At 66.1% G+C, this 24,616-nt stretch carries 24 protein-coding genes; 19 read left to right on the forward strand and 5 right to left on the reverse strand.

Going from position 1 to position 24,616, the window contains the following annotated elements:
* Nucleotides 1-6 precede the first annotated feature (6 nt).
* The 3 genes from LQV39_RS06745 to flhD all read right to left on the reverse strand — a co-directional run bounded on the left by LQV39_RS06745 (nt 7) and on the right by flhD (nt 1,846).
* Nucleotides 7-807, reverse strand: a complete 801-nt coding sequence (locus tag LQV39_RS06745) for a trans-aconitate 2-methyltransferase (RefSeq protein WP_230022029.1) — start codon at nt 805-807, stop codon at nt 7-9.
* Nucleotides 808-819: 12 nt separating this feature from the next.
* Nucleotides 820-1,368, reverse strand: a complete 549-nt coding sequence (gene flhC / locus LQV39_RS06750) for a flagellar transcriptional regulator FlhC (RefSeq protein WP_230022032.1) — start codon at nt 1,366-1,368, stop codon at nt 820-822.
* Between the two features lie 160 nt (nt 1,369-1,528).
* Nucleotides 1,529-1,846 carry a flagellar transcriptional regulator FlhD gene (flhD, locus tag LQV39_RS06755; protein WP_047826184.1) on the reverse strand — a complete coding sequence of 106 codons (318 nt, stop codon included), beginning with the start codon at nt 1,844-1,846 and terminating at the stop codon, nt 1,529-1,531.
* 525 nt (nt 1,847-2,371) lie between these two features.
* Here flhD and kynB point away from each other — a divergent pair.
* From kynB to LQV39_RS06780, 5 genes are read left to right on the forward strand one after another with little or no spacing between them, the layout of a single operon-like run.
* Nucleotides 2,372-3,016: an arylformamidase gene (gene kynB, locus LQV39_RS06760; protein ID WP_230022041.1), complete on the forward strand. Its 645-nt coding sequence runs from the start codon at nt 2,372-2,374 to the stop codon at nt 3,014-3,016.
* Complete coding sequence (kynU, locus tag LQV39_RS06765; RefSeq protein WP_230022045.1) at nt 3,013-4,275, forward strand: kynureninase; 1,263 nt, start codon at nt 3,013-3,015, stop codon at nt 4,273-4,275. The genes kynB and kynU overlap by 4 nt, the downstream gene beginning before the upstream one ends.
* A gap of 10 nt (nt 4,276-4,285) precedes the next feature.
* Nucleotides 4,286-5,125, forward strand: a complete 840-nt coding sequence (gene kynA, locus LQV39_RS06770) for a tryptophan 2,3-dioxygenase (RefSeq protein WP_230022062.1) — start codon at nt 4,286-4,288, stop codon at nt 5,123-5,125.
* Nucleotides 5,122-5,667 (forward strand): alpha/beta hydrolase, encoded by a 546-nt coding sequence (locus tag LQV39_RS06775; protein ID WP_230022067.1) that lies wholly within the window; start codon nt 5,122-5,124, stop codon nt 5,665-5,667. Before kynA ends, LQV39_RS06775 begins: the two co-directional genes overlap by 4 nt.
* Nucleotides 5,613-6,743, forward strand: a complete 1,131-nt coding sequence (locus tag LQV39_RS06780) for an acyltransferase (protein ID WP_230022075.1) — start codon at nt 5,613-5,615, stop codon at nt 6,741-6,743. Before LQV39_RS06775 ends, LQV39_RS06780 begins: the two co-directional genes overlap by 55 nt.
* Nucleotides 6,744-6,794: 51 nt before the next feature.
* On the opposite strand, the gene htpG is transcribed toward LQV39_RS06780, so the two are convergent.
* Nucleotides 6,795-8,714 (reverse strand): molecular chaperone HtpG, encoded by a 1,920-nt coding sequence (gene htpG / locus LQV39_RS06785; RefSeq protein WP_230022078.1) that lies wholly within the window; start codon nt 8,712-8,714, stop codon nt 6,795-6,797.
* A gap of 232 nt (nt 8,715-8,946) precedes the next feature.
* On the opposite strand from htpG, the gene LQV39_RS06790 reads away from it, so the two are divergent.
* From LQV39_RS06790 to LQV39_RS06835, 10 genes are all read left to right on the forward strand, one after another.
* Nucleotides 8,947-9,441, forward strand: a complete 495-nt coding sequence (locus LQV39_RS06790) for a VOC family protein (protein ID WP_230022081.1) — start codon at nt 8,947-8,949, stop codon at nt 9,439-9,441.
* Entirely contained in the window at nt 9,438-9,863 is a 426-nt protein-coding gene (locus LQV39_RS06795; protein ID WP_230022084.1) for a YciI family protein, read from the forward strand. Before LQV39_RS06790 ends, LQV39_RS06795 begins: the two co-directional genes overlap by 4 nt.
* Before the next feature lie 11 nt (nt 9,864-9,874).
* Complete coding sequence (locus LQV39_RS06800) at nt 9,875-10,723, forward strand: YciI family protein (protein ID WP_230022087.1); 849 nt, start codon at nt 9,875-9,877, stop codon at nt 10,721-10,723.
* Complete coding sequence (locus LQV39_RS06805) at nt 10,720-12,039, forward strand: RNA polymerase sigma factor (protein WP_230022090.1); 1,320 nt, start codon at nt 10,720-10,722, stop codon at nt 12,037-12,039. Before LQV39_RS06800 ends, LQV39_RS06805 begins: the two co-directional genes overlap by 4 nt.
* Nucleotides 12,032-12,595, forward strand: a complete 564-nt coding sequence (locus tag LQV39_RS06810) for a YdeI family protein (protein ID WP_230022093.1) — start codon at nt 12,032-12,034, stop codon at nt 12,593-12,595. The genes LQV39_RS06805 and LQV39_RS06810 overlap by 8 nt, the downstream gene beginning before the upstream one ends.
* A 7-nt stretch (nt 12,596-12,602) precedes the next feature.
* On the forward strand, nt 12,603-13,289 hold the full coding sequence (locus LQV39_RS06815) for a response regulator transcription factor (protein WP_230022107.1): 687 nt from the start codon (nt 12,603-12,605) through the stop codon (nt 13,287-13,289).
* Nucleotides 13,279-14,547: a HAMP domain-containing sensor histidine kinase gene (locus tag LQV39_RS06820; protein ID WP_230022118.1), complete on the forward strand. Its 1,269-nt coding sequence runs from the start codon at nt 13,279-13,281 to the stop codon at nt 14,545-14,547. The genes LQV39_RS06815 and LQV39_RS06820 overlap by 11 nt, the downstream gene beginning before the upstream one ends.
* A 136-nt stretch (nt 14,548-14,683) precedes the next feature.
* Nucleotides 14,684-15,724: a bifunctional UDP-4-keto-pentose/UDP-xylose synthase gene (locus tag LQV39_RS06825; RefSeq protein WP_230022124.1), complete on the forward strand. Its 1,041-nt coding sequence runs from the start codon at nt 14,684-14,686 to the stop codon at nt 15,722-15,724.
* Nucleotides 15,721-15,924 (forward strand): hypothetical protein, encoded by a 204-nt coding sequence (locus LQV39_RS06830; protein WP_230022130.1) that lies wholly within the window; start codon nt 15,721-15,723, stop codon nt 15,922-15,924. Before LQV39_RS06825 ends, LQV39_RS06830 begins: the two co-directional genes overlap by 4 nt.
* An 87-nt stretch (nt 15,925-16,011) precedes the next feature.
* On the forward strand, nt 16,012-18,567 hold the full coding sequence (locus LQV39_RS06835) for a hypothetical protein (protein WP_230022139.1): 2,556 nt from the start codon (nt 16,012-16,014) through the stop codon (nt 18,565-18,567).
* On the opposite strand, the gene LQV39_RS06840 is transcribed toward LQV39_RS06835, so the two are convergent.
* Nucleotides 18,551-19,981, reverse strand: coding sequence for a PLP-dependent aminotransferase family protein (locus LQV39_RS06840; RefSeq protein WP_230022152.1), 1,431 nt, complete (start codon nt 19,979-19,981; stop codon nt 18,551-18,553). The genes LQV39_RS06835 and LQV39_RS06840 overlap by 17 nt on opposite strands.
* Before the next feature lie 116 nt (nt 19,982-20,097).
* Between LQV39_RS06840 and LQV39_RS06845 the strand changes: the two genes are divergently transcribed.
* From LQV39_RS06845 to LQV39_RS06860, 4 genes are all read left to right on the forward strand, one after another.
* Nucleotides 20,098-21,021, forward strand: coding sequence for a DMT family transporter (locus LQV39_RS06845; RefSeq protein WP_230022161.1), 924 nt, complete (start codon nt 20,098-20,100; stop codon nt 21,019-21,021).
* A gap of 59 nt (nt 21,022-21,080) precedes the next feature.
* The gene (locus tag LQV39_RS06850) at nt 21,081-21,542 is read left to right on the forward strand and encodes a RidA family protein (protein WP_230022170.1); all 462 of its coding nucleotides are present in this window, start codon (nt 21,081-21,083) and stop codon (nt 21,540-21,542) included.
* A 138-nt stretch (nt 21,543-21,680) separates the two neighbouring features.
* Nucleotides 21,681-22,874 carry a PLP-dependent aminotransferase family protein gene (locus LQV39_RS06855; protein WP_230022178.1) on the forward strand — a complete coding sequence of 398 codons (1,194 nt, stop codon included), beginning with the start codon at nt 21,681-21,683 and terminating at the stop codon, nt 22,872-22,874.
* Nucleotides 22,875-23,031: 157 nt separating this feature from the next.
* Nucleotides 23,032-24,366 carry a diguanylate cyclase gene (locus LQV39_RS06860; protein ID WP_230022187.1) on the forward strand — a complete coding sequence of 445 codons (1,335 nt, stop codon included), beginning with the start codon at nt 23,032-23,034 and terminating at the stop codon, nt 24,364-24,366.
* Nucleotides 24,367-24,616: the final 250 nt, after the last annotated feature.

The raw sequence follows: 24,616 nt of genomic DNA on the forward strand, positions 1-24,616 counted from the left end.
TGTGGCTCAAAAGTGCCAAATGTAGAGAATTTTCCTGCTATCGATAGTTACAACGCGCTCATCGGGCTCACGCTCTGCGATGGCAAATTCGTAACTGAGAAGTACACTGCCGGGACGCATCTCGGCCGCGGCCTTGCGCCACAGCCCGCCCATTGCGGCCGGCGAGAGGTAGGCGAACACCACCTCGTAATTACCGAAATTGAGGTTTTCATAATCGCCGCGCAGGAAACGGGCGCGGCCTCCCGCCAGCCTGGCGCGCAGGCTGCTGGCCAGCCAGGGCAAGGGGGCGAGCTCGATGCCGCTGACCTCGCAATCGGGACGGCGCCGCGCCAGGTCCAGCACCAGGCCGCCCAGGCCGCTGCCGATGTCAATGATGCGCAGCGGCCGGTCCTGCGGCAGCTGGCGCGCGACCTCTTCCCAGACGCGGCGGCCGGACGGGTAGTACGGGACCTGGGTGCGGAAGGTCGACCAATACAAGAGCAGGAGGAACAGGAAGATGGCCAGGAAGGCGGCCGGCGGCAGGGACAAGGCATCGGCGCTTTCGCGCGCCAGGAACAGCACCGGCGGGAACAGGAACTGGATCGCGCGCCACCAGCTGGCCAGGCCGGCGCGCCAGGACAGGCCCGCGGCCCAGGCGCCCTGCACCAGGGTCACGAGCAGCCAGGACCGGGTATTCAAGGATTGCAGCAGGCCGGCGCGCGCCAGCAGCCACACCGTGGCCAGGGTCAGGGGAAAAGCGAGGATTTGCAGGAGCAGCGCACGGACGGCGGGCGCCCGCCAGATGCGGCGCGGGGCAGCGGCGCTCACGCTGATCAAGGATCAGTTGCCGGCGAGTGCGGCAGCGTCCTTGGCCTTGCGGGTCTTGCCGGCGCGCGAAGGCATGTGGCAAAGGCCGCACTGATAATCGTTGTTCAGGTCGAGCGCGTTGACGACGTACTTGCCCTTGCATTTCGAGCAAGGCGCCAGCTGCAGCATGCCGCCCTGGAAGAAGCGCACCAGGGTCCAGGCGCGGGTCAGCGACAGCAGCGGCTCTTCGCCCGGCTCCGGCGGCATCTGCTCGAGGTAGAGCTTGTAGGCCTTCATGACGGCCTGGATGCCGGTGGCGCCGGCGTGCTCGACCAGGAACTTATAGATATTGATATACAGCGAGGAGTGGATGTTCGGCTGCCAGGTCAGGAACCAGTCGGTCGAGAACGGCAGCATGCCCTTTGGCGGCGACACGCCCTTCAGCTCCTTGTACAGCTTGAGCAGGCGCTCGCGCGACAGGGAGACTTCGCTTTCCAGCAACTGCAGGCGGGCGCCAAGCTGGATCAGTTCGATGGCCAGCTGGATTTCCAGGGCTTCAGAGACGACGCTTTTCTTGCTCATTTTTCACTCCACAGACCTGATGTCGAGATCGCTATCTCTGAATTAGGGATCAATGCCCTAAAAACAAGTTCCCAAAAACGGGGTCTGACCCCGAATTTTGAAAATCATTTCATGGGGTCAGAGCCCGAATTTCCCGGGTGGGCTCTGACCCCATCTGGAATCAGGCGATTTCTTCTGCAGGCTGGCCGGCCATCAGGATGGCGGCGTGCGACTGCGCCAGGGCGCGGTCCTTGCTGTGGCTGGTGAGCATCGACAGGATGGCGGTGTCGTCGAAGCGGAAGCGGGCCAGCATCATGTTGCCGCCGGCGAGCTTCAGGATCTGTGCGTTGCTCATGCCTTCGATCAGGTCGGCGATGTCGGCCGAGATGCCGAGACGGAAGATTGCGGTGACCTTGTCGGCGCGAATCATCTGCTGAGCCAGCATCAGGTAGCTCAGGTTCGCATCACGAATTTCAGCCATCATGTCGTTCGCAGTCATTTCCATCTCTCCGTTGTGATCTGTTCGGCGGCGTTTGTGTGTTGCCGATGAGATAGATTCTGACTGTGAGGAAACTTTTGGACTATTGGAGAGTGTCTGTATTTTTCGTCCGGCAAAGACGAAGTCGATCCGTAGAAGTTTGTCTGACAAACCCTGCCGAATCGTGGTCGCGCCCCTATGAAAACGGGCGGAAGGAGATGATCGAATTGTGGGGCTTCTGGGGCCCGGCGACGCCGACAAGAATCTGCGTCTGTGTTGGTTAACGTCAACCGATTTTGGAACTTTAGGGTCGAATCGAAATATTTTTCGATTTTTTTTGCTGCCCCTGTCATGCCCTTCTGACTCGTTATCGGATCGCTTTTCGCAAACTTTAGGGCTGTTCGCAAAAATTTTTGACCCAATCCCGGTCATCTGGATGGGTTATCGGACGGGATTTCGGGAACTTTAGGGTTTCCGCAAAAATTTTTTTGGGCATGCATTTCTTGCTACACTGCCGGCTTCACGCCTTCATTCATCCATACCAGCATGCACGCTCCAACACTCTGGGATATCAGCCCGACGATCTCGGCCGCTATCCCGGTCTGGCCCGGCGACACCCCGTTCGAGGCCAGTCCGACCTGGGAGATCAAGGATGGCTGCCCGGTCCATGTCAGCCGCATGACCATGAGCACCCACCTCGGCGCCCATACCGACGCCCCATCGCACTACGATCCGGCTGGTCTCGCCATCGACGCCGTCGGCCTGGCGCCCTACCTCGGGCCCTGCCGCGTGATCCACTGCGTCGGCGCCGGCACGGTTCGCCCCGAGGACATCGCACCCTATATAGAATGCACGCCGCCGCGGGTCCTGCTGCGTACTTACGCGCGCGCGCCACAGCAGGCCTGGGACCCGGCCTTTCCCGCCATCGCCGCCGAGACCATCGCCCTGCTGGCGGCCAAAGGCGTGATCCTGATCGGCACCGACGCCGCCTCGCTCGACCCGCAGGATTCCAAAACCCTGGACGCCCACCATGCGGTGCGCCGCCACGGCCTGGCGATCCTGGAAGGCATCGTGCTGGACGAAGTTCCGCCCGGCGATTACGAACTGATCGCCCTGCCCCTGAAACTGGCCGGCATGGACGCCAGCCCGGTCCGCGCGATCCTGCGCGCCCTGCCGAAGGAAGCACTATGAGTATCAAAGTCACCATCACCTCGCGCGCCGATTGCGCCGCCCTCGACGAACAAGATCCGCTGAGCGTGCTGCGCGACCGCTTCGAACTGCCCGAAGGCGTGATCTACCTGGACGGGAACTCGCTCGGCGCACGCCCGCGCGCATCGCTGGCGCGTGCCCATGAAGTGGTGGCCATGGAATGGGGCCAGGACCTGATCAAGAGCTGGAACACGGCCGGCTGGTTCGCGTTGCCCAAGCGCCTTGGCGACCGCCTCGCCCCCATCGTCGGCGCCCGTCCCGGCGAAGTGGTCGTCACCGACACTACCTCCCTGAACCTGTTCAAGGCCCTGGCCGCCGCCCTGGAGATCCAGCGCCACAAGGCGCCCGAACGCAAGGTGATCGTCACCGAGCGCAGCAACTTCCCCACCGATATCTATATGGCGGACGGCCTGGCGCGCTGGCTCGACCGCGGCTATTCGATTCGCCTGGTCGACAGTGTCGAGGAACTGCCGGCCGCCGTGGACGCCGATTGCGCGGTCCTGATGCTGACCCACGTGAACTACCGCACCGGCTGGCAGCACGACATGGCGGCGCTGACCCGCCACGCCCACGAAGCCGGCGCGCTGGCGCTGTGGGACCTGGCCCACTCGGCCGGCGCCGTGCCGCTCGACCTGCATGGGGCGGACGCCGACTTCGCCGTCGGCTGCACCTATAAATACCTGAACGGCGGCCCCGGCGCCCCGGCCTTCATCTGGGTGCCGGAAAAGCACCAGGCGGCCTTCAGCCACCCGCTCACCGGCTGGTGGAGCCATGCAGCGCCGTTTGCGATGTCGCACGGCTTCAAGGCGGCCGACGGCATCGGCCGCGCCCTGTGCGGTACCCAGCCGGTGGTCTCGCTGGCGATGGTCGAATGCGGGCTGGAGATCTTCGAAGAGACCGACATGCAGGCGATCCGGACCAAGTCGCTGGCCCTGACCGACCTCTTCATCGCCCTGGTCGAAGCGCGCTGCAAGGCGCATCCGCTGGGCCTGGTCACGCCGCGCGAGCATGCGCAGCGCGGCAGCCAGGTCAGCTTCACCCACCCGCACGGCTATGCGGTGATGCAGGCCCTGATCGAACGCGGCGTGATCGGCGACTACCGCGAGCCCGAGATCATGCGCTTCGGCTTCACGCCGCTCTACACCAGCTTTGCCGACGTCTGGGACGCGGTCGAGATCCTGCGCGACATCCTCGACAGCGGCAGCTACGATGCGCATGCCGAGCGCAGCGCGGTGACCTGAAGGAGGCGATATGAACGATGAAAAGAAAGCGGCCGAGTGGCACGGCGCCAAGATGGACTTCAAGGAGTCGATGAGCTACGGCGACTACCTGGGCCTGGACCAGATCCTGACGGCCCAGCACCCGCTCTCGCCGAACCATAACGAGCTGCTGTTCATCATCCAGCACCAGACCAGCGAGCTGTGGATCAAGCTGATGCTGCACGAGCTGCAGGCGGTGCGTGAACAGATCCGCAAGGACGAGCTGCCGCCGGCCTTCAAGATGCTGGCCCGGGTGGCCCGCATCATGGACCAGCTGGTGCACGCCTGGGACGTGCTGGCGACCATGACCCCGCCCGAATACACGGCGATCCGCCCCTACCTGGGCGCGTCGTCCGGCTTCCAGTCCTTCCAGTACCGCGAGCTCGAATTCATCCTCGGGAACAAGAACGCCAACATGCTGGCCGTGCACCAGGTCACGCCCGAGCACCACGCCCTGCTCGAACGCGAGCTGCACGCGCCCTCGCTGTACGACGAGGCGGTGCGCCTGCTGGCGCGTTCGGGGCTGCCCGTCTCCGAAGCACGCCTGAACGCCGACCCGACCAAGCCGACCGTCCACGACGATTCCGTGCTGGCCGCCTGGCTCGAGGTCTACCGCGATCCCGAGCACCATTGGGCGCTGTACGAGCTGGCCGAGAAGCTGGTCGACATGGAGACCGCCTTCCGCACCTGGCGCTTCCGCCACGTGTCGACGGTGGAGCGCATCATCGGCTTCAAGACCGGCACCGGCGGTACCGCGGGCGTCAGCTACCTGCGCAAGATGCTGGACGTGGTACTGTTCCCGGAACTGTTCGCCCTGAGGACTGCGTTATGAAATGCGACATCCTGATCGTGGCCGGCCTGTGGAACTCCGGTCCGCAGCACTGGCAGACCCACTGGGAAGCCAAGTACTCGAAGTGGGAAAGGGTGGCGCACCGCGACTGGCATGCGCCGGATCGCGACGAATGGGTGGCCGAACTGGATGCAGCGATCGCCGCCTGCGATGGCCGGCCCATCCTGGTCGCGCACAGCCTCGGCTGCATGCTGGTGGCGCAGTGGGCGCAGGCCGGCTCGCACCTGAACGTGGCGGGCGCCTTCCTGGTGGCGCCGAGCGACGTCGACGCGCCCTCCTACCCTATCGATGCCGGCGGCTTCAGGCCGGTGCCGATGGCGAAGCTGCCCTTCCCCTCGGTGGTGGTGGCCAGCACCGACGATCCCTACGCGGAGATCGGGCGCTCGCGCGCCTTCGCCCAGGCCTGGGGCAGCAAACTGATCGAGATCGGCGACGCCGGCCATATCAACGCCGATACCGGCTACGGTCCGTGGCCGGAGGGCGAGCGGATGCTGGAGGCGTTCTGCTCGACACTGCAGCCCTGAGCGCGGTCGAGGCCAATCCGGCGGCCGCCAAGGCCGGGCTGGACAAGCCCTTCTCGCTCTACCTCGACCTGGTCCGCATCGCGGCCGCCTGCGCGGTCGTGATGGCGCACTTCGGCTATTTCCGCATCTTCGACGACAGCCAGATCGCGCGCATCGCCGACCTCGGGCGCGAAGCCGTGATCGCCTTCTTCGTGCTGTCCGGCTTCGTGATCGCCTACAGCGCCGAGCAGCGCAACCCCACCCTGCGCGACTACGTGTCGGCGCGCTGCGCACGCCTGTATTCGGTGGCGCTGCCGATGCTGCTGCTGGCCTTCGTACTGGCAGCCCTGGCGGCCGGCGCCCTCGGCACGCAGGTGAGCGACGGCTACCAGTTGCACAAGCCCTGGCTCTACATTCCCTTCCATCTGCTGTTCCTGGGGGAGCTGTGGAGCTTCGTTGAATCGCCGCCCTGGCTGCTGCCCTACTGGTCGCTGAACTACGAGGCCTGGTACTACGTGCTGTTCGGCGCCGTGTGCTACCTGAAGGGGCGCATGCGCCTGCTGGGCGTGGCGGTGTTCGCCCTGATGGGACCCAAGCTGTGGCTGCTGCTGCCGCTGTGGGTGTCGGGCGTGTTCCTGTACCGCTGGCAGAAGACCCATCGCATCGGCCAGTCCGCAGCCCGCGCCGGCTGGACCGCGACCCTGGTGCTGCTGGCGATCTGGGCCTGGTACGACCCGGAACCGGCGCTGCGCAAGCTCGCGCTGGCCGCCTGGCCCTTCAGTGGCATGCGCATGGGCAGCGCCGACCGCGTGCTGGCCGACTACCTCGTCGCCATCCTGGTGCTGGCCAACTTCGCCTGCGCGCGCCATGCCGGCTTTGGCCTCTTGCTGCGCGCGGCGCGGCCGATCCGGGTCCTGTCCGCGCATACGTTTACCCTCTATCTCTCGCACAGCATCGTGATCTGCGCCTGCCAGGCCCTGATTACCTTCCGCCGCGGCGACCCGGCCGTCCTGCTGGGACTCACGCTAACGATCATGCTGGCCGCCGCGGTGCTGCAGCCGTTCACGGAAGTCCTGCAGCGGCGGCTGCGCCGATAAGAAAACGGCCGGGCATCGCTGCACCGGCCGTTTCATTTGAAGCCGCGGCGCTTACTTCGCCGTCGCCAGCAGCATCTCGTTCAAGCGCTTCACGAAAGCCGCCGGATCCGCCAGGCTGCCGCCCTCGGCCAGCATGGCCTGGTCGAACAGGATGTTGGCCCAGTCGCCGAAGCGCGCTTGGTCCGCGTCTTCGTATTTCAGGCGCGTCACCAGCGGGTGGTTCGGGTTGATCTCGAGGATGGGCTTGGATTCCGGCGCATCCTGACCGGCCGCCTTCAGCATGCGCACCAGGTTGGCCGACAGCTCATGCTCGTCCGCCACCAGGCAGGCCGGCGAATCGGTCAGGCGGAAGGTCACGCGCACGTCCTTGGCTTTGTCAAGCAGCGCGCCCTTCATCTTCTCGACCAGGTCCTTGTACTGGCCTTCGGTCTCTTCGTGCTCCTTCTTCTCGGCCTCGTCTTCCAGCTTGCCCAAGTCCAGGCCGCCCTTGGCCACCGACACCAGTTCCTTGCCGTCGAAGTCGTTCAGGAAGGACAGCATCCATTCGTCGACGCGGTCGGTCAGCAGCAGCACTTCGACGCCCTTCTTGCGGAAGATTTCCAGGTGCGGGCTGTTCTTGGCCGCGGTGTAACTGTCGGCCGTGACGTAGTAGATCTTCTCCTGGCCTTCCTTCATGCGCGCCACGTAGTCGGCGAAGGAAACGGTCTGCTCGGCCGAATCGTTCTGGGTCGAGGCGAAGCGCAGCAGCTTGGCAATGCGGTCCTTGTTGGTCGCGTCCTCGCCGATGCCTTCCTTCAGCACCTGGCCAAATTCCTTCCAGAAGGTGCTGTACTTGTCCTTGCCTTCCTGCTCGTCCGAGTTGGCCATCTCTTCCAGCATGCCCAGGACGCGCTTGGTCGAGCCTTCGCGGATCACGCGCACGTCGCGCGACTCCTGCAGGATTTCGCGCGAGACGTTCAGCGGCAGGTCGTTCGAGTCGATCACGCCCTTCACGAAGCGCAGGTAGACCGGCATCAGCTGCTCGGCGTCGTCCATGATGAAGACGCGTTTTACATATAACTTGATCCCGCCGCGCTTGTTGCGGTCCCACAGGTCGAACGGGGCGTGGCCAGGCACGTACAGCAGCTGGGTGTATTCGCTGCGGCCTTCCACGCGGTTGTGGGTGTAGGCCAGCGGCGCCTGGAAGTCGTGCGAGACGTGCTTGTAGAACTCTTCGTACTGTTCCTTCGTGATGTCCGACTTCGAGCGGGCCCAGAGCGCGGATGCCTGGTTGACCGTTTCGAGTTCGTCCTTGACGACGTTTTCCTTCTTCTCCTCGTCCCACTCTTCCTTCTTCATCACGATAGGCAGGGAGATGTGGTCGGAGTACTTGCGGATGATGGACTTCAGCTTCCACGAAGACAGCAGCTCGTCCTCGCCTTCGCGCAGGTGCAGGATGATGTCGGTGCCGCGGCTGGCTTTCTCGATCGGTTCGATGGTGTAGTCGCCTTCGCCGGTCGACTCCCAGCGCACGGCGCTCGATGGCTCGCTGCCTGCGCGGCGGGTCTCGACGGTCACGCGGTCGGCGACGATGAAGGCCGAGTAGAAGCCCACGCCGAACTGGCCGATCAGGGCGGCGTCGGCCTGCTGGTCGCCGGACAGCTTGCTGAAGAATTCCTTGGTGCCCGACTTGGCGATGGTGCCCAGGTGCGAGATCACCTCGTCGCGGCTCATGCCGATGCCGTTGTCGGAAATGGTGATGGTTTTCGCATCCTTGTCGAACAGGACCTTGATCTTCAGTTCATGGTCGTTGCCGTACAGGGCGTCGTTGTTGATCGCTTCGAAGCGCATCTTGTCGGCGGCGTCGGAGGCGTTCGAGATCAGTTCGCGCAGGAAGATCTCCTTGTTCGAGTACAAGGAGTGGATCATCAGTTGCAGCAGCTGTTTTACTTCTGCTTGGAAGCCAAGGGTTTCTTTTTCGGCAACAGCCATTTCTAAGTCCTCGTGTAGGTTCAAGGGTTAAACAGACCGGGCGAATATAGGGGTGGCAAGCGGGATTTCAAGAGACTATTTTTGCAGAAAGTCATCTTTTTCTCGACTTCGCACGACAGCCGTCATACCGTAACGAAAAACCAAAAATATTTACGCGCGCCGATGTCGAAACCGGGATGCGCCGTTCGTCGTCACCATAGCAGCCCCAAAACAACCGGATAAGGAGATCATCATGCAGGAACAGGTACGCGCCATCCCCGAAGGCTTCCACACCGTCACCCCGCACCTCGTGTGCGCCGGCGCCGCCGAGGCCATCGAGTTCTACAAGAGGGCTTTCGGCGCCGTCGAAGTCGGCCGCATGCCCATGCCGGGTGGCAAGCTCGGCCATGCCGAGATGCGCATCGGCGACTCGCGGATCATGCTGGCCGACGATTTCCCCGATTATGGCAGCAACGGTCCGCTGGCCCTGAAGGGCACGCCGGTGTTCATCCACCTCTACGTGGAGGATGCCGACGCCGTCTTCCAGCAGGCGGTGGATGCCGGCGCCAAGCCCGTCATGGCGCTGGCCGACATGTTCTGGGGCGACCGCTACGGCCAGGTTGAAGACCCCTTCGGGCACCGCTGGTCAATCGCCACCCACAAGCGCGACCTGACCATGGAGCAGATGCAGGAAGGCATGCAGCAGATGATGCAGCAGCAACCGGACTGCGCGGGAGGCCAGCAATGAAATTCATGATGATCGTCAAAGCCACTGCCGACTCCGAAGCCGGCGTCATGCCCACCCAGCAGCAACTTGCCGAGATGGGCCAGTTCAACGAGGAGCTGGTCAAGGCCGGCGTGCTGCTGGCCGGCGAAGGCCTGCACCCGACCAGCCGCGGCGCGCGCATCGTCTTCGACAGCGACAGCCGCAGCGTGGTCGACGGCCCCTTCACCGAATCGAAGGAGCTGATTGCCGGCTTCTGGATCATCGAGGTCAGCTCGAAGCAGGAAGCGATCGAATGGATGCGGCGCTGCCCGAATCCCTACAACGGCGGCCGTGGCGACATCGAGATCCGCCAGATCTTCGCCGCGGAAGACTTCGGCGACGCGCTCACGCCCGAGCTGCGCGAACAGGAAGAACGCCGCCGCGCACAGGCCGGCGCACTGTAAAGGAGACGGCGATGCAATTCATGGTCATGCGAAGGGCCGACGAGGCCACCGAAGCCGGCAGGCTGCCGGCGCCCGCCGTGTTCGAGGACATGGGACAGTTCCACGAAAAGCTGGCCGAAGCGGGGGGCGTCGGCCTGGCCCTGGGCCTGCGCCCGAGCAGCCGCGCGGTGCGCCTGAAGCTGTGGCCGGGCGGCGAGAGCCTCACCGACGGCCCGTTCGCGGAAGCCAAGGAGCTGATCGCCGGCTTCACGGTCTTCGAGGCGGACTCGAAGGAACATGCAATCGCGCTGCTGAAGCAGTGGCCGGCCAGCGATGCGGATGCCACCGGCGAAGCCGTGCTCGAACTGCGCGAGACCGGCTGCCCGGGCGGCTGCGCCCAGGTCCCGCCGGCCGCCGCCGGCGAGGATGCGCGCTACCTGATCCTGCTGCGTTCCGACGAAGGCACGGAAGCCGACCGCATCCCGCCGCAAGCCATGCTGGATGCGTTGAATGCCTTCAACGCCGAGCAGGCGGCGCAAGGCAGGCTGCTGGCCGGCGACGGCCTGAAGGCGAGCGCCCGCGGCGCGCGCGTCAGGAAGCTGGCCGGCGGCGAGGCCAGCGTGATCGACGGCCCCTTCGCGGAGGCCAAGGAGCTGATCGCCGGCTTCTGGATGATCCGCGCCGGCTCGATGGCGGACGCGGTTTCGTGGGCGCGCACCCTGCCCTATCCGACCGGTCCCTGCGTCGAAGTCGAAATCCGCGAAGCGATGACGATGGCCGATGTGCAGCCCGCCATCGACGCGGCCCAGCGCCAGCTCGACGCCAGCCTGCGCGCCGAGCAGCTGGATGCGGCCCTGCGCCGGGTGAACGTCGAGGCATGACGGCAGCCGCCAAGGCAGGCGACATCGGCCGGACCGTCGAAGCGGTCTGGCGGATGGAGTCCGCGCGCATCACCGGCGCCTTGACGCGCATGCTGCGCGACGTCGGCGTCGCCGAGGAGCTGGCGCAGGACGCCATGCTGCAGGCGCTGGAAAGCTGGCCCCGCCTTTTTCCCGACACCGGCGTGCCGGACCGCCCGGGCGCCTGGCTGATGCAGGTGGCGAAGCACAGGGCGCTGGATCACCTGCGCCACGCCAGCATGCATGCGAACAAGGAAGGCGAGCTATCCTGGGAGATGGACGAGCAGCTCCGGGACCAATCCGGCCAGCGCCGGCCCGACGAACTGGCCGAGCTGGCGCAACTGGCCGAGGGAGGCATCGACGACGACGTGCTGCGCCTGATGTTCGTGGCCTGCCACCCGGTGCTCTCGAACGAGGCGCGCGCGGCGCTCACCCTGAAACTGGTGGGCGGCCTGGCCACGCCCGAGATCGCGCGCGCCTTCCTGGTGCCGGAAGCCACGGTGGCCCAGCGCATCGTGCGCGCCAAGCGCACCCTGGCCGAGGCCAAGGTGCCCTTCGAGGTGCCGCGCGGCGAGGAACGCAAGCCGCGCCTGGCCTCGGTGCTGCAGGTGATCTACCTGATCTACAACGAAGGCTATTCCGCCAGCGCCGGCGCCGACTGGCTGCGCCCCGGCCTGTGCCGCGAGGCCTTGCGCCTGGGCCGCGTGCTGGCCGAGCTGGCGCCGGAAGAAGGCGAGGTGCACGGCCTGGTGGCGCTGATGGAAATCCAGTCCTCGCGCGAGCGCGCCCGCACCGGGCCGAATGGCGAACCGGTGCTGCTGCTGGACCAGGACCGCAGCCGCTGGGACCAGCTGCTGATCCGGCGCGGACTGGCCGCCCTCGACCGCGCCGCCGGCTGCGGCAGCCTCGGCCCCTACGCGCTGCAGGCCGCGATCGCCGCCTGCCATGCCCGCGCCCTCCACCCCGGCGCAACCGACTGGGCGCGCATCGCCGCGCTCTACGATGCCCTGTCCCAGCTGAAGCCCTCGCCCATCGTCGAACTGAACCGCGCGGTGGCGCTGGGCATGGCCTACGGCCCCGCCGAAGGCCTGGCGCTGGTGGACCAGCTGCTCGACCTGCCGGTGCTGCGCAATTATCACCTGCTGCCCAGCGTGCGCGGCGACCTGCTGGCCAGGCTGGGCCGCCACGCCGAGGCGCGGGCCGAGTTCGAGCGCGCCGCCGGCCTCACGCAGAACGAACGCGAACGCACCCTGCTGCTGGCGCGCGCGCATGAGCAGAAGGCCCTGACGCATGGCTGAGCCGACCTACTTCGAGGATGCCGCCGCCTTCCGCGCCTGGCTGGCCGCGCATGCGCATAGTGATACCGAACTGCTGGTGGGCTTTCATAAAGTCGGCAGCGGCCGCCCGTCCATGAGCTGGTCCGAGTCGGTCGACCAGGCCCTGTGCTACGGCTGGATCGACGGTGTGCGCAAGCGCGTCGACGACGAGCGCTACACGATCCGCTTCACGCCGCGCAAGACCGGCTCGATCTGGAGCGCGCTGAACATCGAAAAGATCGCGGCGCTGCGCGAACAGGGCCTGATGACGCCGGCCGGCGAAGCCGCTTACGCGCGCCGTACCGAAGCGCGCTCGCGCGTGTATGCGCACGAACGCGAAGTCCCGGCCGAGCTGGCGCCCGAAGACCTGGCGCGCTTCCAGGCCCAGCCCGCCGCCTGGGCCTGGTTCGAATCCTGCCCGCCCGGCTACCGGCGCGTCACGCTGCACCTGATCGCCAGCGCCAAAAAGCCGGAGACGCGCGCGGCACGCCTGGCGAAGCTGATCGAAGCCTGCGCTCAAGGGCGCCGGCTGGCATAATTCCTCCATGCGCATCCTTATCATTGAAGACGACCCCGCCATCGCGGCCAATCTCTACGATTACCTCGAAGCCGCCGGCTATGTGCCGGAACACACGGCCGACGGCGTCACCGGCCTGCACCGCGCGGTCAGCGCGCAGTGGAGCGCGATCCTGCTCGACGTCTCGCTGCCCGGCATGGACGGCTTCACGGTGTGCCGCAAGCTGCGCGAGGAAGCCCGCAAGGACACCCCGGTCCTGATGCTGACCGCGAAAGACACGCTGGACGACAAGCTGGCCGGCTTCGGCCACGGCGCCGACGATTACCTGGTCAAGCCGTTCTCGCTCAAGGAAGTCGGAGCGCGCCTCGCGGCCCTGATCAAGCGCCACCAGGGCCAGGTAGTGCCGGGCGCCCTGCGCGTCGGCGACATCAGCATGGACCCGCGCACCCTGGACGTCGACCGTGCCGGCAAGGTAATACGCCTGCCGCGCAAATGCCTGCACCTGCTGCAGTTGCTGATGTCTTCGCCCGGCCAGGTGCTGCGCCGCGCCGAACTCGAAACCGCGGTCTGGGGCGAGCCGCTGCCGGACAGCGACACCCTGCGCTCGCACATGCACACCCTGCGCCGCGCCCTCACAGCGGACGGCGGCGCCAACCCGATCGAGACCGTGCACGGGATCGGCTACCGAATAAATGCACTGAGCAATGCGCCCTAGCCTGCGCCTGAAGGCGGCGCTGGCCCTGTTCGTGGCCGCCATCGTGCTGCTGGCCGCGCAGGCGGCCGGGGTGCGCTCGCTGGCCGAAGCCCAGGAAGAACGCCTGATCCGCGCCATCATCGAGGACGACATGCGCAACCTGCTGCAGGCCTGGCGCGAGGAGCCGGACACCCTGCCGCCGATGGACCCGGTGATGGGCGCCCGCGTCTCGCAGGAAGGCGGTCAATGGTTCGCGCTGCCGCCCTCGCTGGCCAGGCTGCCCGTCGGCGTGCATGAAGTCGATATCGATGGCCGCGAGATGCATGTGGCTGTCGCGCGCTTCGGCGCCGAACGGATCTACCGCAGCTACGATTACAGCGCCTTCGAGAAGAAATTCCGGGACGGCATGGACACCATCCTGATCGTCACCGCCATCTTCGTGCTGCCCTCGATCTGGCTGGCGTATTGGCTCTCAGGCCTGCTGGTGCGCCAGGTGCGTGGCCTCGCGCGCCAGGTCCGGGCCCTGCGTTCGGGCGCCGCCTCCGCCATCGATCCGCGCCGCTACGACGAGCGCGAAGTGGCCGAGCTGGCCAACGCCGTCAACGACTACCACGTCCGCATGGCCGCCATGGTCGAGCGCGAAAAGGAATTCACCGCCAATGTCAGCCACGAACTGCGCACCCCGCTGACCCGCATCCGCACCAGCTGCGAGCTGCTGGAACCGGCCGCCGCCGCGCTCGACCCCAAGTCGCGCCAGCGCCTGCTGCAGATCGAGCAGTCGGCCGAGGAGATGCACACCCTGATCGAATGCCTGCTGGCGCTGGCGCGCGAGGAATCGGCGGCGGAAGCCATGCCTGCGGATCTGGGCGGGACGGTCGCCGCCATCGTCGAACGCTACGCCGACCGCCTGGAACGGCAATCGGTGCGGGCCAGGGTCGACATTCCCGCCGGCGTGCGCGTGCTGGCGAATGCCTCGGCACTCGGCATCGTCCTGTCCAACCTGGTCGACAACGCGCTGCGCCACACCCAGGGCGGCGAGATCCGCTTCGGCTGGCAGGACGGCATCCTCGCCATCGAAGACACCGGCTCGGGCATCGCGCCGGACGTCCTGCCGCGCGTGTTCGAACGCTTTTACCGGGCGCCGGGCGGCCGCGAGGACGGCTTCGGCATCGGCCTGGCGATCGTCAAGCGGATCTGCGACCACTATGGATGGCATATCGCCGTCGAAAGCGGCGCCGGCGCGGGAACCCGCATCCTGCTCGGTCTGGCGCCGCACTGAGCCGGCACTTCACGAAAACTTCACGTTTTCTTGACGCTGGCTTCACGGCCGATTGTCTACCATGACGGCCCCGGCGCGCCCGCCCTGAATGGCGCCCCGGATGACCGCACCACCGCGACAATCTGAAAGCTAGCACATGAAAAAAGTCCTCATCCTCGGCGTCAACGGCTTCATCGGCCACCACCTGTCCAAGCGCATCCTCGAAAGCACCGATTGGGAGGTGTATGGCATGGACATGAGCACGGACCGCATCGCCGACCTGCTGGCTCATCCGCGCATGCACTTCTTCGAAGGCGATATCACGATCAACAAGGAATGGGTCGAGTACCACGTCAAGAAGTGCGACGTGATCCTGCCGCTGGTGGCGATTGCGACACCGTCGACTTATGTGCAGCAGCCGCTGAAGGTGTTCGAACTGGACTTCGAGGCGAATCTGCCTATCGTCCGCTCGGCCGCCAAGTACAAGAAGCACCTGGTGTTCCCGTCGACCTCGGAAGTCTACGGCATGAGCCACGACGACGAATTCGACCCGGAAAACTCGGAACTGGTCTACGGCCCGATCAACAAGCCGCGCTGGATCTATGCCTGCTCCAAGCAGCTGATGGACCGTGTGATCTGGGGCTACGGCATGGAAGGCCTGAACTTCACCCTGTTCCGCCCCTTCAACTGGGTCGGCGCCGGGCTGGACTCGATCCACACGCCCAAGGAAGGCAGCTCGCGCGTGCTGACCCAGTTCTTCGGCCACATCGTACGCGGCGAGACCATCTCCCTGGTCGACGGCGGCCATCAGAAGCGCGCCTTCACCTACATCGATGACGGCATCGAGGCCCTCATGAAGATCATCGAGAACAGGGACGGCAAGGCCAGCGGCCAGATCTACAACATCGGCAACCCGGTCAACAACTATTCGATCCGCGAACTGGCCGGCATGATGCTGAAGCTCGCCGCCGACTATCCGGAATACGCCGACGGCGCCGCCAGGGTGCAGATCGTCGAGACCAGCTCGGGCGCCTACTACGGCGCCGGCTACCAGGATGTGCAGAACCGCGTGCCGAAGATCGAGAACACGAAAAACGATCTGGGCTGGGCGCCGACCACCAGCATGGCCGACGCGCTGCGCCACATCTTCGACGCCTATCGCGGCCAGGTGGCGCTCGCACGCGGACTGGTCGAATGAACCATCCCAGGCATGCCAGCACGGACGGGATGTCCTACATCCGCCGCGACCCGGTCACGGCCCGCGTCATCTACAAGGCGCAAGTCATCCTGCGCCTGCTGGGTGCCGGCGCGGCGCGCGCTTTCATGAGGGGCATGCGGCTGGAGCCGGAACTCATCGAGCGCGTAGTGCGTGCGCCGCAGGGCAAACTGCGGCGTTAGCACAACAGTTCAATAGTCGGATTGTTAAGTTCAATAAATAGTTGTCTTAAAGGAAGCTAGAATCGGCAAACCCTTTCCAGGCTTGCCATGACTACCTTCCTGCGCCGACTCTTCCCGCTGTCCGTTTTCCTCCTTTTCCTTGCCGCCTGCGGGGGCGGCGGAAGCGGTGGCGCGGCCGTTGGCGGCAGCACGCCGCCGGTGGGAACGCCCCCTGTGGCGCCGCCCCCGCTGCCGACCGCGACGTCGATCACCCTGCAAAGCGAGCAAGGCGACACGATCGGCCAGGGCAAGTCCTACCAATACTCGGCAAGCAATGCCGTCATCACGGTCACCGCCGTCAAGAACCGCCTGGTGGTCGAGGTCAAGGGCGACGAGCAATGGACCGGCGTGTTCCAGACCGGCGGCAACGCGACCGAACTGAAGATCGGCGAATACACCGCCGTCCCTCTCTACCGCGACAACATGGACGCCAGCGCGAGCGGCCTGACCTGGTGGGGCAACGGCCGCACCTGCACTTCGTCGACGGGATCGATCATCATCGACAACGTCGCCTACGCTAACGGCTTTCTGCAAGCCATTACGCTGCGTTTCCAGCGCAACTGCAACGGCGCCACGGCCGCGCTGCGCGGCACGGTCAACTATACGGTCAACGACAAGACGACCGCACCCCTGCCCTCCAGCCCGACCGGCGATCTGTGGCGCCCGCCGGCATCGGTGGCCGCCAGCGCCGGCAATTACGCCTATTTCGAGAGCGCGCCCGGCGACTATGTCGGCCTGGGCAAGACCTGGCTGTTCGACCGCCGCTCGGCGCTCGTCACGGTGGACGGCGCCGGCGCGCACCTGAATATCCGGGTCGCGGGCGACGACATCTGGCGTGCGGAAATCGAAGGCGTGGACGCCATGAACCGCCTGGCGCCGGGCTATTACGCGGACGTCAAGGGCGCGCGCTTCCACAATCCGGTCAAGGGCGGCATGAGCTGGACCGGCGCCGGCCGCGGCTGCTCCACGTCCACGGGCTGGTACGTCGTCGATGCGATCGAATACGAAACCAGCGGCCTCGTGAAACGTCTGGACATGCGCTTCGAGCAGCATTGCGAAGGCCGCGCCGCGCCCCTGCACGGCGCGATTCACTACGACAGGACGCCAGCCGATTCCGGCAGCGTGAGCGTGTCCGCGCCCGGCTCCTGGCGCGCGCCTGCCGCCGCGCTGCCCGCTGCCGGCAATTTCCTTTACATCGAGAGCAATGCGAGCGATGTGCTGGCACACGGCCGGACCGAGCTCCAGACCTCCGCCAATGCCGCCATCGAGGTCGCCAGCCTCGGCAATATCCTCGACATCAGCGGCAAGGGCAACCACCTGTGGGACATCCGCTTCCAGGCGCCGTCCGTCTATTCCCGGATCGTAGCGGGCAACTACACAAACGTGACGGCCTGGCCAAATAACACGCCCACCGAAGCGGTGCTCAACGCCAGCGTGGACAACGGCACCTGCCGCACGCAGCAGGGCTGGGTCACGGTCGACAACGCCAGCTACGCCGACGGCAGGCTGGCTGCGCTCGACCTGCGCTTCGAAATCATCTGCATGAATGGGATCTCCCCGCCGCAAGGAGTGCTGCACGGTCAGCTGCATTGGCGCGCCGACCAGCCCGCCGCCTTCCCGGGCCCGGCGGCCGTGCCCGAACTGTTCTGGCGCCCAGGCACAGCCATGCCGGCGGGCACTTACGTCTACCTGTCCAGCGACCGCTCCGATTTCATCGGCAACGGCGACGCCCTGTTCACCCCGCTCGATTCCGCGATCACGCTGACCGAAAAGGACGGCAAGCTCGACCTGACGGTCAACGGCGACACCCGCTGGCAGGCCGCGTTCCAGACCATGAGCAATACCGGCGCCATCCTGCCCGGCTACTACGCCGGCCTCGGCCAGGGTTCATGGAGGCCCGCGCGCGGCGGCTTCAGCTGGTTCGGCGACGGACGCGGCTGTAATACCTCCAGCTCGGGCGTCGTGGTCGACAAGGCGGTCTATGCCGGCGGCCAGCTCAGTGAGCTGACGATGCGCTTCGAGCAGCACTGCGAAGACGCGCCGGGCGCCCTGCGCGGCGAGATCCACTGGCTGGCCAGCGATACGCGCCAGCCGGCGGGGCCGCGCACGGCGGTGCCGGCGACGCTGTGGAAGGCGCCGGCGGGCGCCCTGCCGGCCAGCGGCAACTACCTGTATGTGGAAGCGGCGGCCGGCGAACCGATCGCCGGCGGCAAGACGTATCTGCTGACGCCGGCCAATGCCGCGCTGCGACTGCAGTCTGCGGACACCGGCCCGCAGGGCAGCGGCGGCTATCTGAACTTCGATGCCGACTCGGGCAACTGGGCCAGCGGCCAGTTCAGGTTCGACTTCCAGGCCATGCGCTCGCTCGCCCAGCTGCAGCCGGGCTTCTACGACCACCTGCTGCGCTACGGCACCCACAACACCGCATTCGGCGGCCTGTCGGTCAGCAGTTATGCGCTCGGCTGCAACAGCTCGCTGGGCTGGATGGTGCTCGACAAGGTCAGCTATACCAACGGCCGCCTGGGCGCGGTGCACGGACGCTTCGAGCAATATTGCGAAGGCAGCGCCGTGCCCCTGCACGGGGAATTCAACTGGGAAGGCTAGCCAGGAAGTCCCACAGCCGCGCATCCTCGAAAGCCGCCACGTTCAGCCGCATGCGCGTGGACGGCAACTGGCTGGGGGAGAACAAACTGCCCGGCGCCAGCAGCAGTCCCTGCTCCATCGCCTGCGCCGCCAGCACGCTGGTGTCGCGGCCGGCGTCGACCCACAGGAACATGCCGGCCGTGGGCAGGCTTTCCAGCCTCAGTCCCAGCGTCTCGACACGGCGGATGGCTTGCGGCCGGGCGCCATCCAGGCGCGCGCGGATGCGCTCCAGGTGCTTGCGGTACACGCCCTCCGACAGAATTTTATAAACTACCCGTTCCCCCAGCTCGCTGGTGGTGAGCGTGCCCAGCATCTTGCGGTCGGCGAGGCGCTGCGCCAGCTCGGGCGAGGCGGCGATGAAACCGACCCGCAGGCTGGCCGCCAGCGATTTCGAAAATCCCCCCAGGTAGATCACGCGGCGCAGCTGGTCGAGCGGCGCCATGCGCGTGGCCGGCTGCGCCGCCTGTCCCGGATGCAGGTCGCAATAGATATCGTCCTCGACGATGGTGATGTCGTGCTCCCCGGCGATGCGCAGCACCTGGAAGGCCTTGGCCGCCGACAGCGAGGTCGAACTGGGGTTGTGCAGCACCGAGTTGACGACGTACAGCCGCGGCTTGTGCAGCGCGGCCATGTCGGCCAGCTGCGCCAGGTCCGGCCCGTCCGCCAGGCGCGGAATACCGACCACCTTCAAGCCCAGGGCGGCGAAGGAGCCGAACATCAGGAACCAGGCCGGGTCGTCGACGAACACCGTGTCGCCGGGGCGGCACAGCTCGCGCGCCACCAGGTCCAGGGCCTGGGTCACGCCGACCGTGGTCACGATCTGTTCCGGCGCCGCCTCGATCTCGAGCTCGGCCAGCTTGCGCTGCAGCTGCTGGCGCAGCGGCAGGTAGCCGTGGGGATTGCCGTAGTTGAGCAGCATGGCGCCCGGCTGGCGGCCGATCGCGCGCAGTGCGCCGGCGATGCCGGGACCATCCAGCCATTCCGCCGGCAGCACGCCGGCCGCCGAACTGGCCTGGCCTGGCGCCTGGCGGAACAGGTTGCGGATCAGCCAGACCACGTCCAGCTTCGGCGCTTCGCCTGGATCGGGCGCAAGTTTCGCCTGCAGGCCGGCGTTCAGGGACGAACGCTCGCGTACGAAAAAGCCGGCGCCGCGCCGCGACTCCAGGTAGCCCTGGGCCACCAGGCGGTCGTAGCTGGCCACTACCGTGAAGGGCGAGACGCCGTGAAAGCCCGCGAACTGGCGGATCGAGGGCATGCGCGCGCCGGCGCGCAGGTGCTTGTCGTCGATGCGGGCGGCCACCGCGCGCACGATCTGGTCGGCCAGCGGCTCGCCGGAATCGCGCGAAATCGTCGCCTGGATAACTGTGTTGGTCATATCGCCATGACAGTGCGAGGGTTTATGCGGAAAAGTGTATAGGTACTGTACTGCTAATGAGGGCTAGGATAGCGCCAACGGAGTAGTGACGCAACGACCAGACCACAGGAGCCCGCATGACACAGACACTCGCTTCTTCCCTGCCCGCGGCGCCAGCCGACAGCCGGCGCGAATCGCGCGGCATGCTGCTCGGCCTGGCCGGGGTCGCCCTGTTCAGCCTGACCCTGCCGATGACGCGCATGGCGGTGGCGGAACTCGATCCGCTGTTCGTCGCCCTGGCGCGCGCGGTGGGCGCGGCCGTCATCGCCGGCGCCTGGCTGCGCTGGTCCCGCGCGCCCTTGCCGCCGCGTGCAGCGCTGCTGCCCCTGGCCATGGTGGCCCTCGGCTGCATCCTCGGCTTTCCGCTGCTGACCTCGATCGCCATGCAATCCCTGCCGGCCTCGCACGGCGCGGTGCTGGTGGGCGCGCTGCCGCTCTGCACGGCCCTGTATTCGGCGCTGCGCGGCCACGAGCGGCCCTCGCGCGGCTTCTGGGCCCTGGCCCTGCTCGGTTCAAGCCTGGTGGTGGCCTTTGCGCTGGACCAGGGCGGCGGCCATTTCGCGCCGGCCGACTTCCTGATGTTCGCAGCGGTGCTGTCGGCGGCGGTCGGTTACGCAGAAGGCGGCAGGCTGGCGCGCAGCATGGGCGGCCAGGAGACCATCAGCTGGGCGCTGGTGCTGGCCGCGCTGCCCAGCGCCCTGCTGCTGGCCGTACTCGACCCCGGACAATTCGGACGGCTCGGCGCGGTCGGACCGCGCGCCTGGCTGGGGCTGGGCTACACGACCGTGTTCTCGACCATCGTCGGCTTCTTTTTCTGGTACCGCGGCCTGGCGCTGGGCGGGGTGGCGCGGGTCGGCCAGGTGCAGCTGGTGCAGCCTTTTCTTTCCCTGGGCGGGGCCTGGGTCTTGCTGGGCGAGCCGCTCACGGTGGCGAACTGCGGCTTTGCGTTGGCGGTGATTGCCGTGGTGGCCCTTGGGCGCCGGATGCAGGTGCGGCGGTAGCCTCAGGCATTGGCAAGTCGTACAATACCGGCTCTTATCTATGTAAGCCTGGAGACCCCATGTCTGTTTACGACAAACTCAAAGAACTGAACATCACCCTCGCCTCGCCGGCAGCCCCGGCCGCGGCCTACGTCATGTACGTGCAGACCGGCAACCTGGTCTTCATCTCCGGCCATATCGCCAAGAACGCCGACGGCTCGCCGAACGCCGGCCTGCTGGGCAAGAACAAGACCACCGCCGAAGGCCAGGCCGCCGCGCGCTCGGTCGCGATCGACCTGATGGGCACCCTGCAGGAAGCTGTAGGCGGCGACCTGGGCCGCGTGAAGCGCATCGTCAAGGTGATGAGCCTGGTCGCTTCGACCCCGGAATACAACGAACAGCACCTGGTCACGAACGGCTGCTCGGAACTGCTGGGCGAAGTGTTCGGCGATGCCGGCAAGCATGCGCGCTCGGCGTTTGGCGTGGCTTCGCTGCCGCGCGGCACTTGTGTCGAAATCGAAATGATCGTAGAAGTCGCGTAACAATGACGTGGGCACGGGGTGCCCACCAATGCAAGTTCCGAGGCAAACCCACAAGGCACGCCTCATTTAACGAAGCGGCTCATCCAGCTGCTTTATAATGGCCGACGCACCAATCGCCGTCCTTCCTGTGAGATCAGTATGAAAATCGAAAATCCCAATCCCATCCAGTGGCAGTTTTCGGAACGCGCGCAGCAGCTGCAAAGCTCGGCGATCCGCGAAATCCTGAAGATTACCCAGCGTCCGGAGATCATCTCCTTCGCCGGCGGCCTGCCGTCGCCCGCCACCTTCCCGGTCGAGCGCATGAAAGCCGCTTACGACAAGGTATTGTCGGAAACCGGCAAACAGGCCCTGCAATACGGCCCGACCGACGGCTACGCCCCGCTGCGTGATTGGATTGCGGGATACCTGTCCACGCCCGACTGCAAGATCCTGCCCGAGCAGATCCTGATGGTGTCCGGCTCGCAGCAGGCGCTCGACCTGCTGGGCAAGGTGCTGATCGACGAAGGCAGCAAAGTGCTGGTCGAGACCCCGAGCTACCTTGGCGCCCTGCAGGCGTTCTCGGTCTACCGCCCCGATTTCCACTCGGTCGAGACCGACGAGCACGGCCTGGTGCCGTCCTCGCTCGAAGGCCTGGCCGAGGGCGCGCGCCTGCTGTACGCGCTGCCGAACTTCCAGAACCCGACTGGCCGCTCGCTGTCGCTGGAACGTCGGCGCGAATTAGTTGAAACTTGCGCCCGCCTGGGCCTGCCGCTGATCGAAGACGATCCTTACGGCGCGCTGTCGTACAAGGGCGAGCCGATGCCGCGCATGCTGAACATGAACCCGGACGGCGTGATCTACATGGGTTCCTTCTCGAAGGTGCTGACCCCGGGCATCCGCCTCGGCTACGTGTGCGCCCCGCTGCCGCTGGTGCGCCGCCTCGAGCTGGCCAAGCAGGCCGCCGACCTCCACACCGCCCAGCTGACCCAGATGGTCGTGCACGAAGTGGTCAAGGACGGCTTCCTGGACGAGCACATCCCGACCATTCGCACCCTGTATGCCAACCAGTGCCAGGCAATGCTGGACGCGATGGACGAGCAGTTCCCGAAAGAAGTGACCTGGACCCGTCCGGAAGGCGGCATGTTCATCTGGGTCGACCTGCCGAAGCACATCGACGCCACCAAGCTGCTCGACCAGGCCATCGCCGCCCGCGTCGCCTTCGTGCCGGGCGCGCCCTTCTACGCCAACGATCCGTCCACCAATACCCTACGCCTGTCCTTCGTGACCGTGCCGCCGGAACGTATTCGTGAAGGCATCGCCGTGCTGGGCAAGCTGATCAAGGACCAGCTGTAATCCTCTGGTTGCACTGTAACTTCTGGTTGTCCTAGACAACCAGAAGTTGCGTCAAAGTCACAGATTTTTCTGTCAAACAAGCAATACTTGCCCATTGATGGTGCGCAACAAGGTATGATTTTGAACGTACCCATTGCGTAGCCTGATAAGGCACAGTATGACCAACCTAGCCAGCGTGGGGCTTTCCGCGCCCCGCAAGCCTGCCATTCTGATCGTCGACGACGCGCCGGACAATCTTGCCCTGCTGCGCACGATGATGCTGCGCCAGGGTTATCAGACTTTCGTCGCCACTTCCGGCGAACGCGCCCTCGAGATCGCCCTGCGCATCCAGCCCGACCTGGTGCTGCTCGACGTCGTCATGCCCGGCCTGGACGGCCTGGAAACCTGCCGCCGCATGAAGGCCCACCCGCTGACCGCGCGCATCCCCGTGATCTTCATGAGCGCGCGCGGCGAGACCGACGACATCGTGGCCGGCTTCGACATCGGCGCCGCCGACTACATCCCCAAGCCGCTGCGCATGGAGGAAGTGTGCGCCCGCGTGCGCGCCCAGCTGCGCCTGTCCAGCGGCAGCGACGCCCAGAAGGAACAGGCGGACCGCCTGCGCATGATCGTCGACAGCATGGACCAGGGCCTGCTGATCGTCGAGCGCTGCGGCCGCATCCAGTACGCGAACCCGGCCTGCGACCGCTACCTGGGTTACGCGACCGATGAACTGGTGGGCCGCTCGCTGGCCGAGCTGGTGGCCCAGGACACGCACCAGGACGGCTGCGCGGCGATGGAAGCGTTCGGCAACGGCACCCGCGAAGTGCTGATCCGCCACCGCGACGGCGGCCTGCGCGCGATGGACCTGACGATGACGCCGATGCACGCGGCCAACGGCCAGTTCGTCGCCCTGCTGCATGACATCACCCACCACAAGCAGTCCGAGGATGCGCTGCAGCGCGCCGCCATGCTGGATCCGCTGACCCGCATCGCCAACCGCCGCCACTTCGACGCCTTCATGGAAAAGGAATGGCAGCGCGCGATCCGCAACGCCCAGCCGCTGTCGCTGGTGGTGCTCGACGTCGACCACTTCAAGCTGTACAACGACACCCTCGGCCACGCCGCCGGCGACCTCTGCCTGCAGAAGGTGGCCCAGGCCCTCGAAGCGCACGCGCTGCGCCCGACCGACCTGGCGGCGCGCTACGGCGGCGAGGAATTCGTGCTGCTGTTCGGCGAGACCCCGGGCATCGCCGCCAGCCGCCTGGCGGAAGCGATCCGCACCACGGTGGAAGCCCTGCAGCTGCCGAACCCGCGCTCGCCGACCTCGCCGTGGATCACGGTCTCGGTGGGCGTGGCGACCATCGTGCCGACCCAGCTGGACAAGATCGAGCAGCTGTTCGTGTGCGCCGACCGGGCCATGTATGCGGCCAAGGAGGGTGGGCGGAACCGCGTCGAGACGGCGCTGGCCGGGGCGGCGTGGGAGGCTGTGCGGAATGCGGCAATGATGTGAACCCCGCCGTCATTCCCGCGAAGGCGCACTGCTGTCCAAGATAATTGACAGTTGAGCTGGTAGTAGACCATCGGAAAGGAGTTGCAGGTAAAGGTTAAGGGTACTAAAACCCTGAGTTCTCATGCTCACAACCTAAACCTGCAACCATGTCTACGATAACCACTTTCCAGGCGCTTTTAAAGGGTCTTCCACGCGCTGTGTTCAATCGTTGTGTCGAGCGACACAACGCGGACAAGGGGTGCAAGCGCTT

Origin of the sequence: Massilia sp. Bi118, assembly GCF_918697865.1 — a bacterium.
In the GTDB taxonomy this organism is placed as follows: Bacteria; Pseudomonadota; Gammaproteobacteria; order Burkholderiales; family Burkholderiaceae_D; genus Telluria.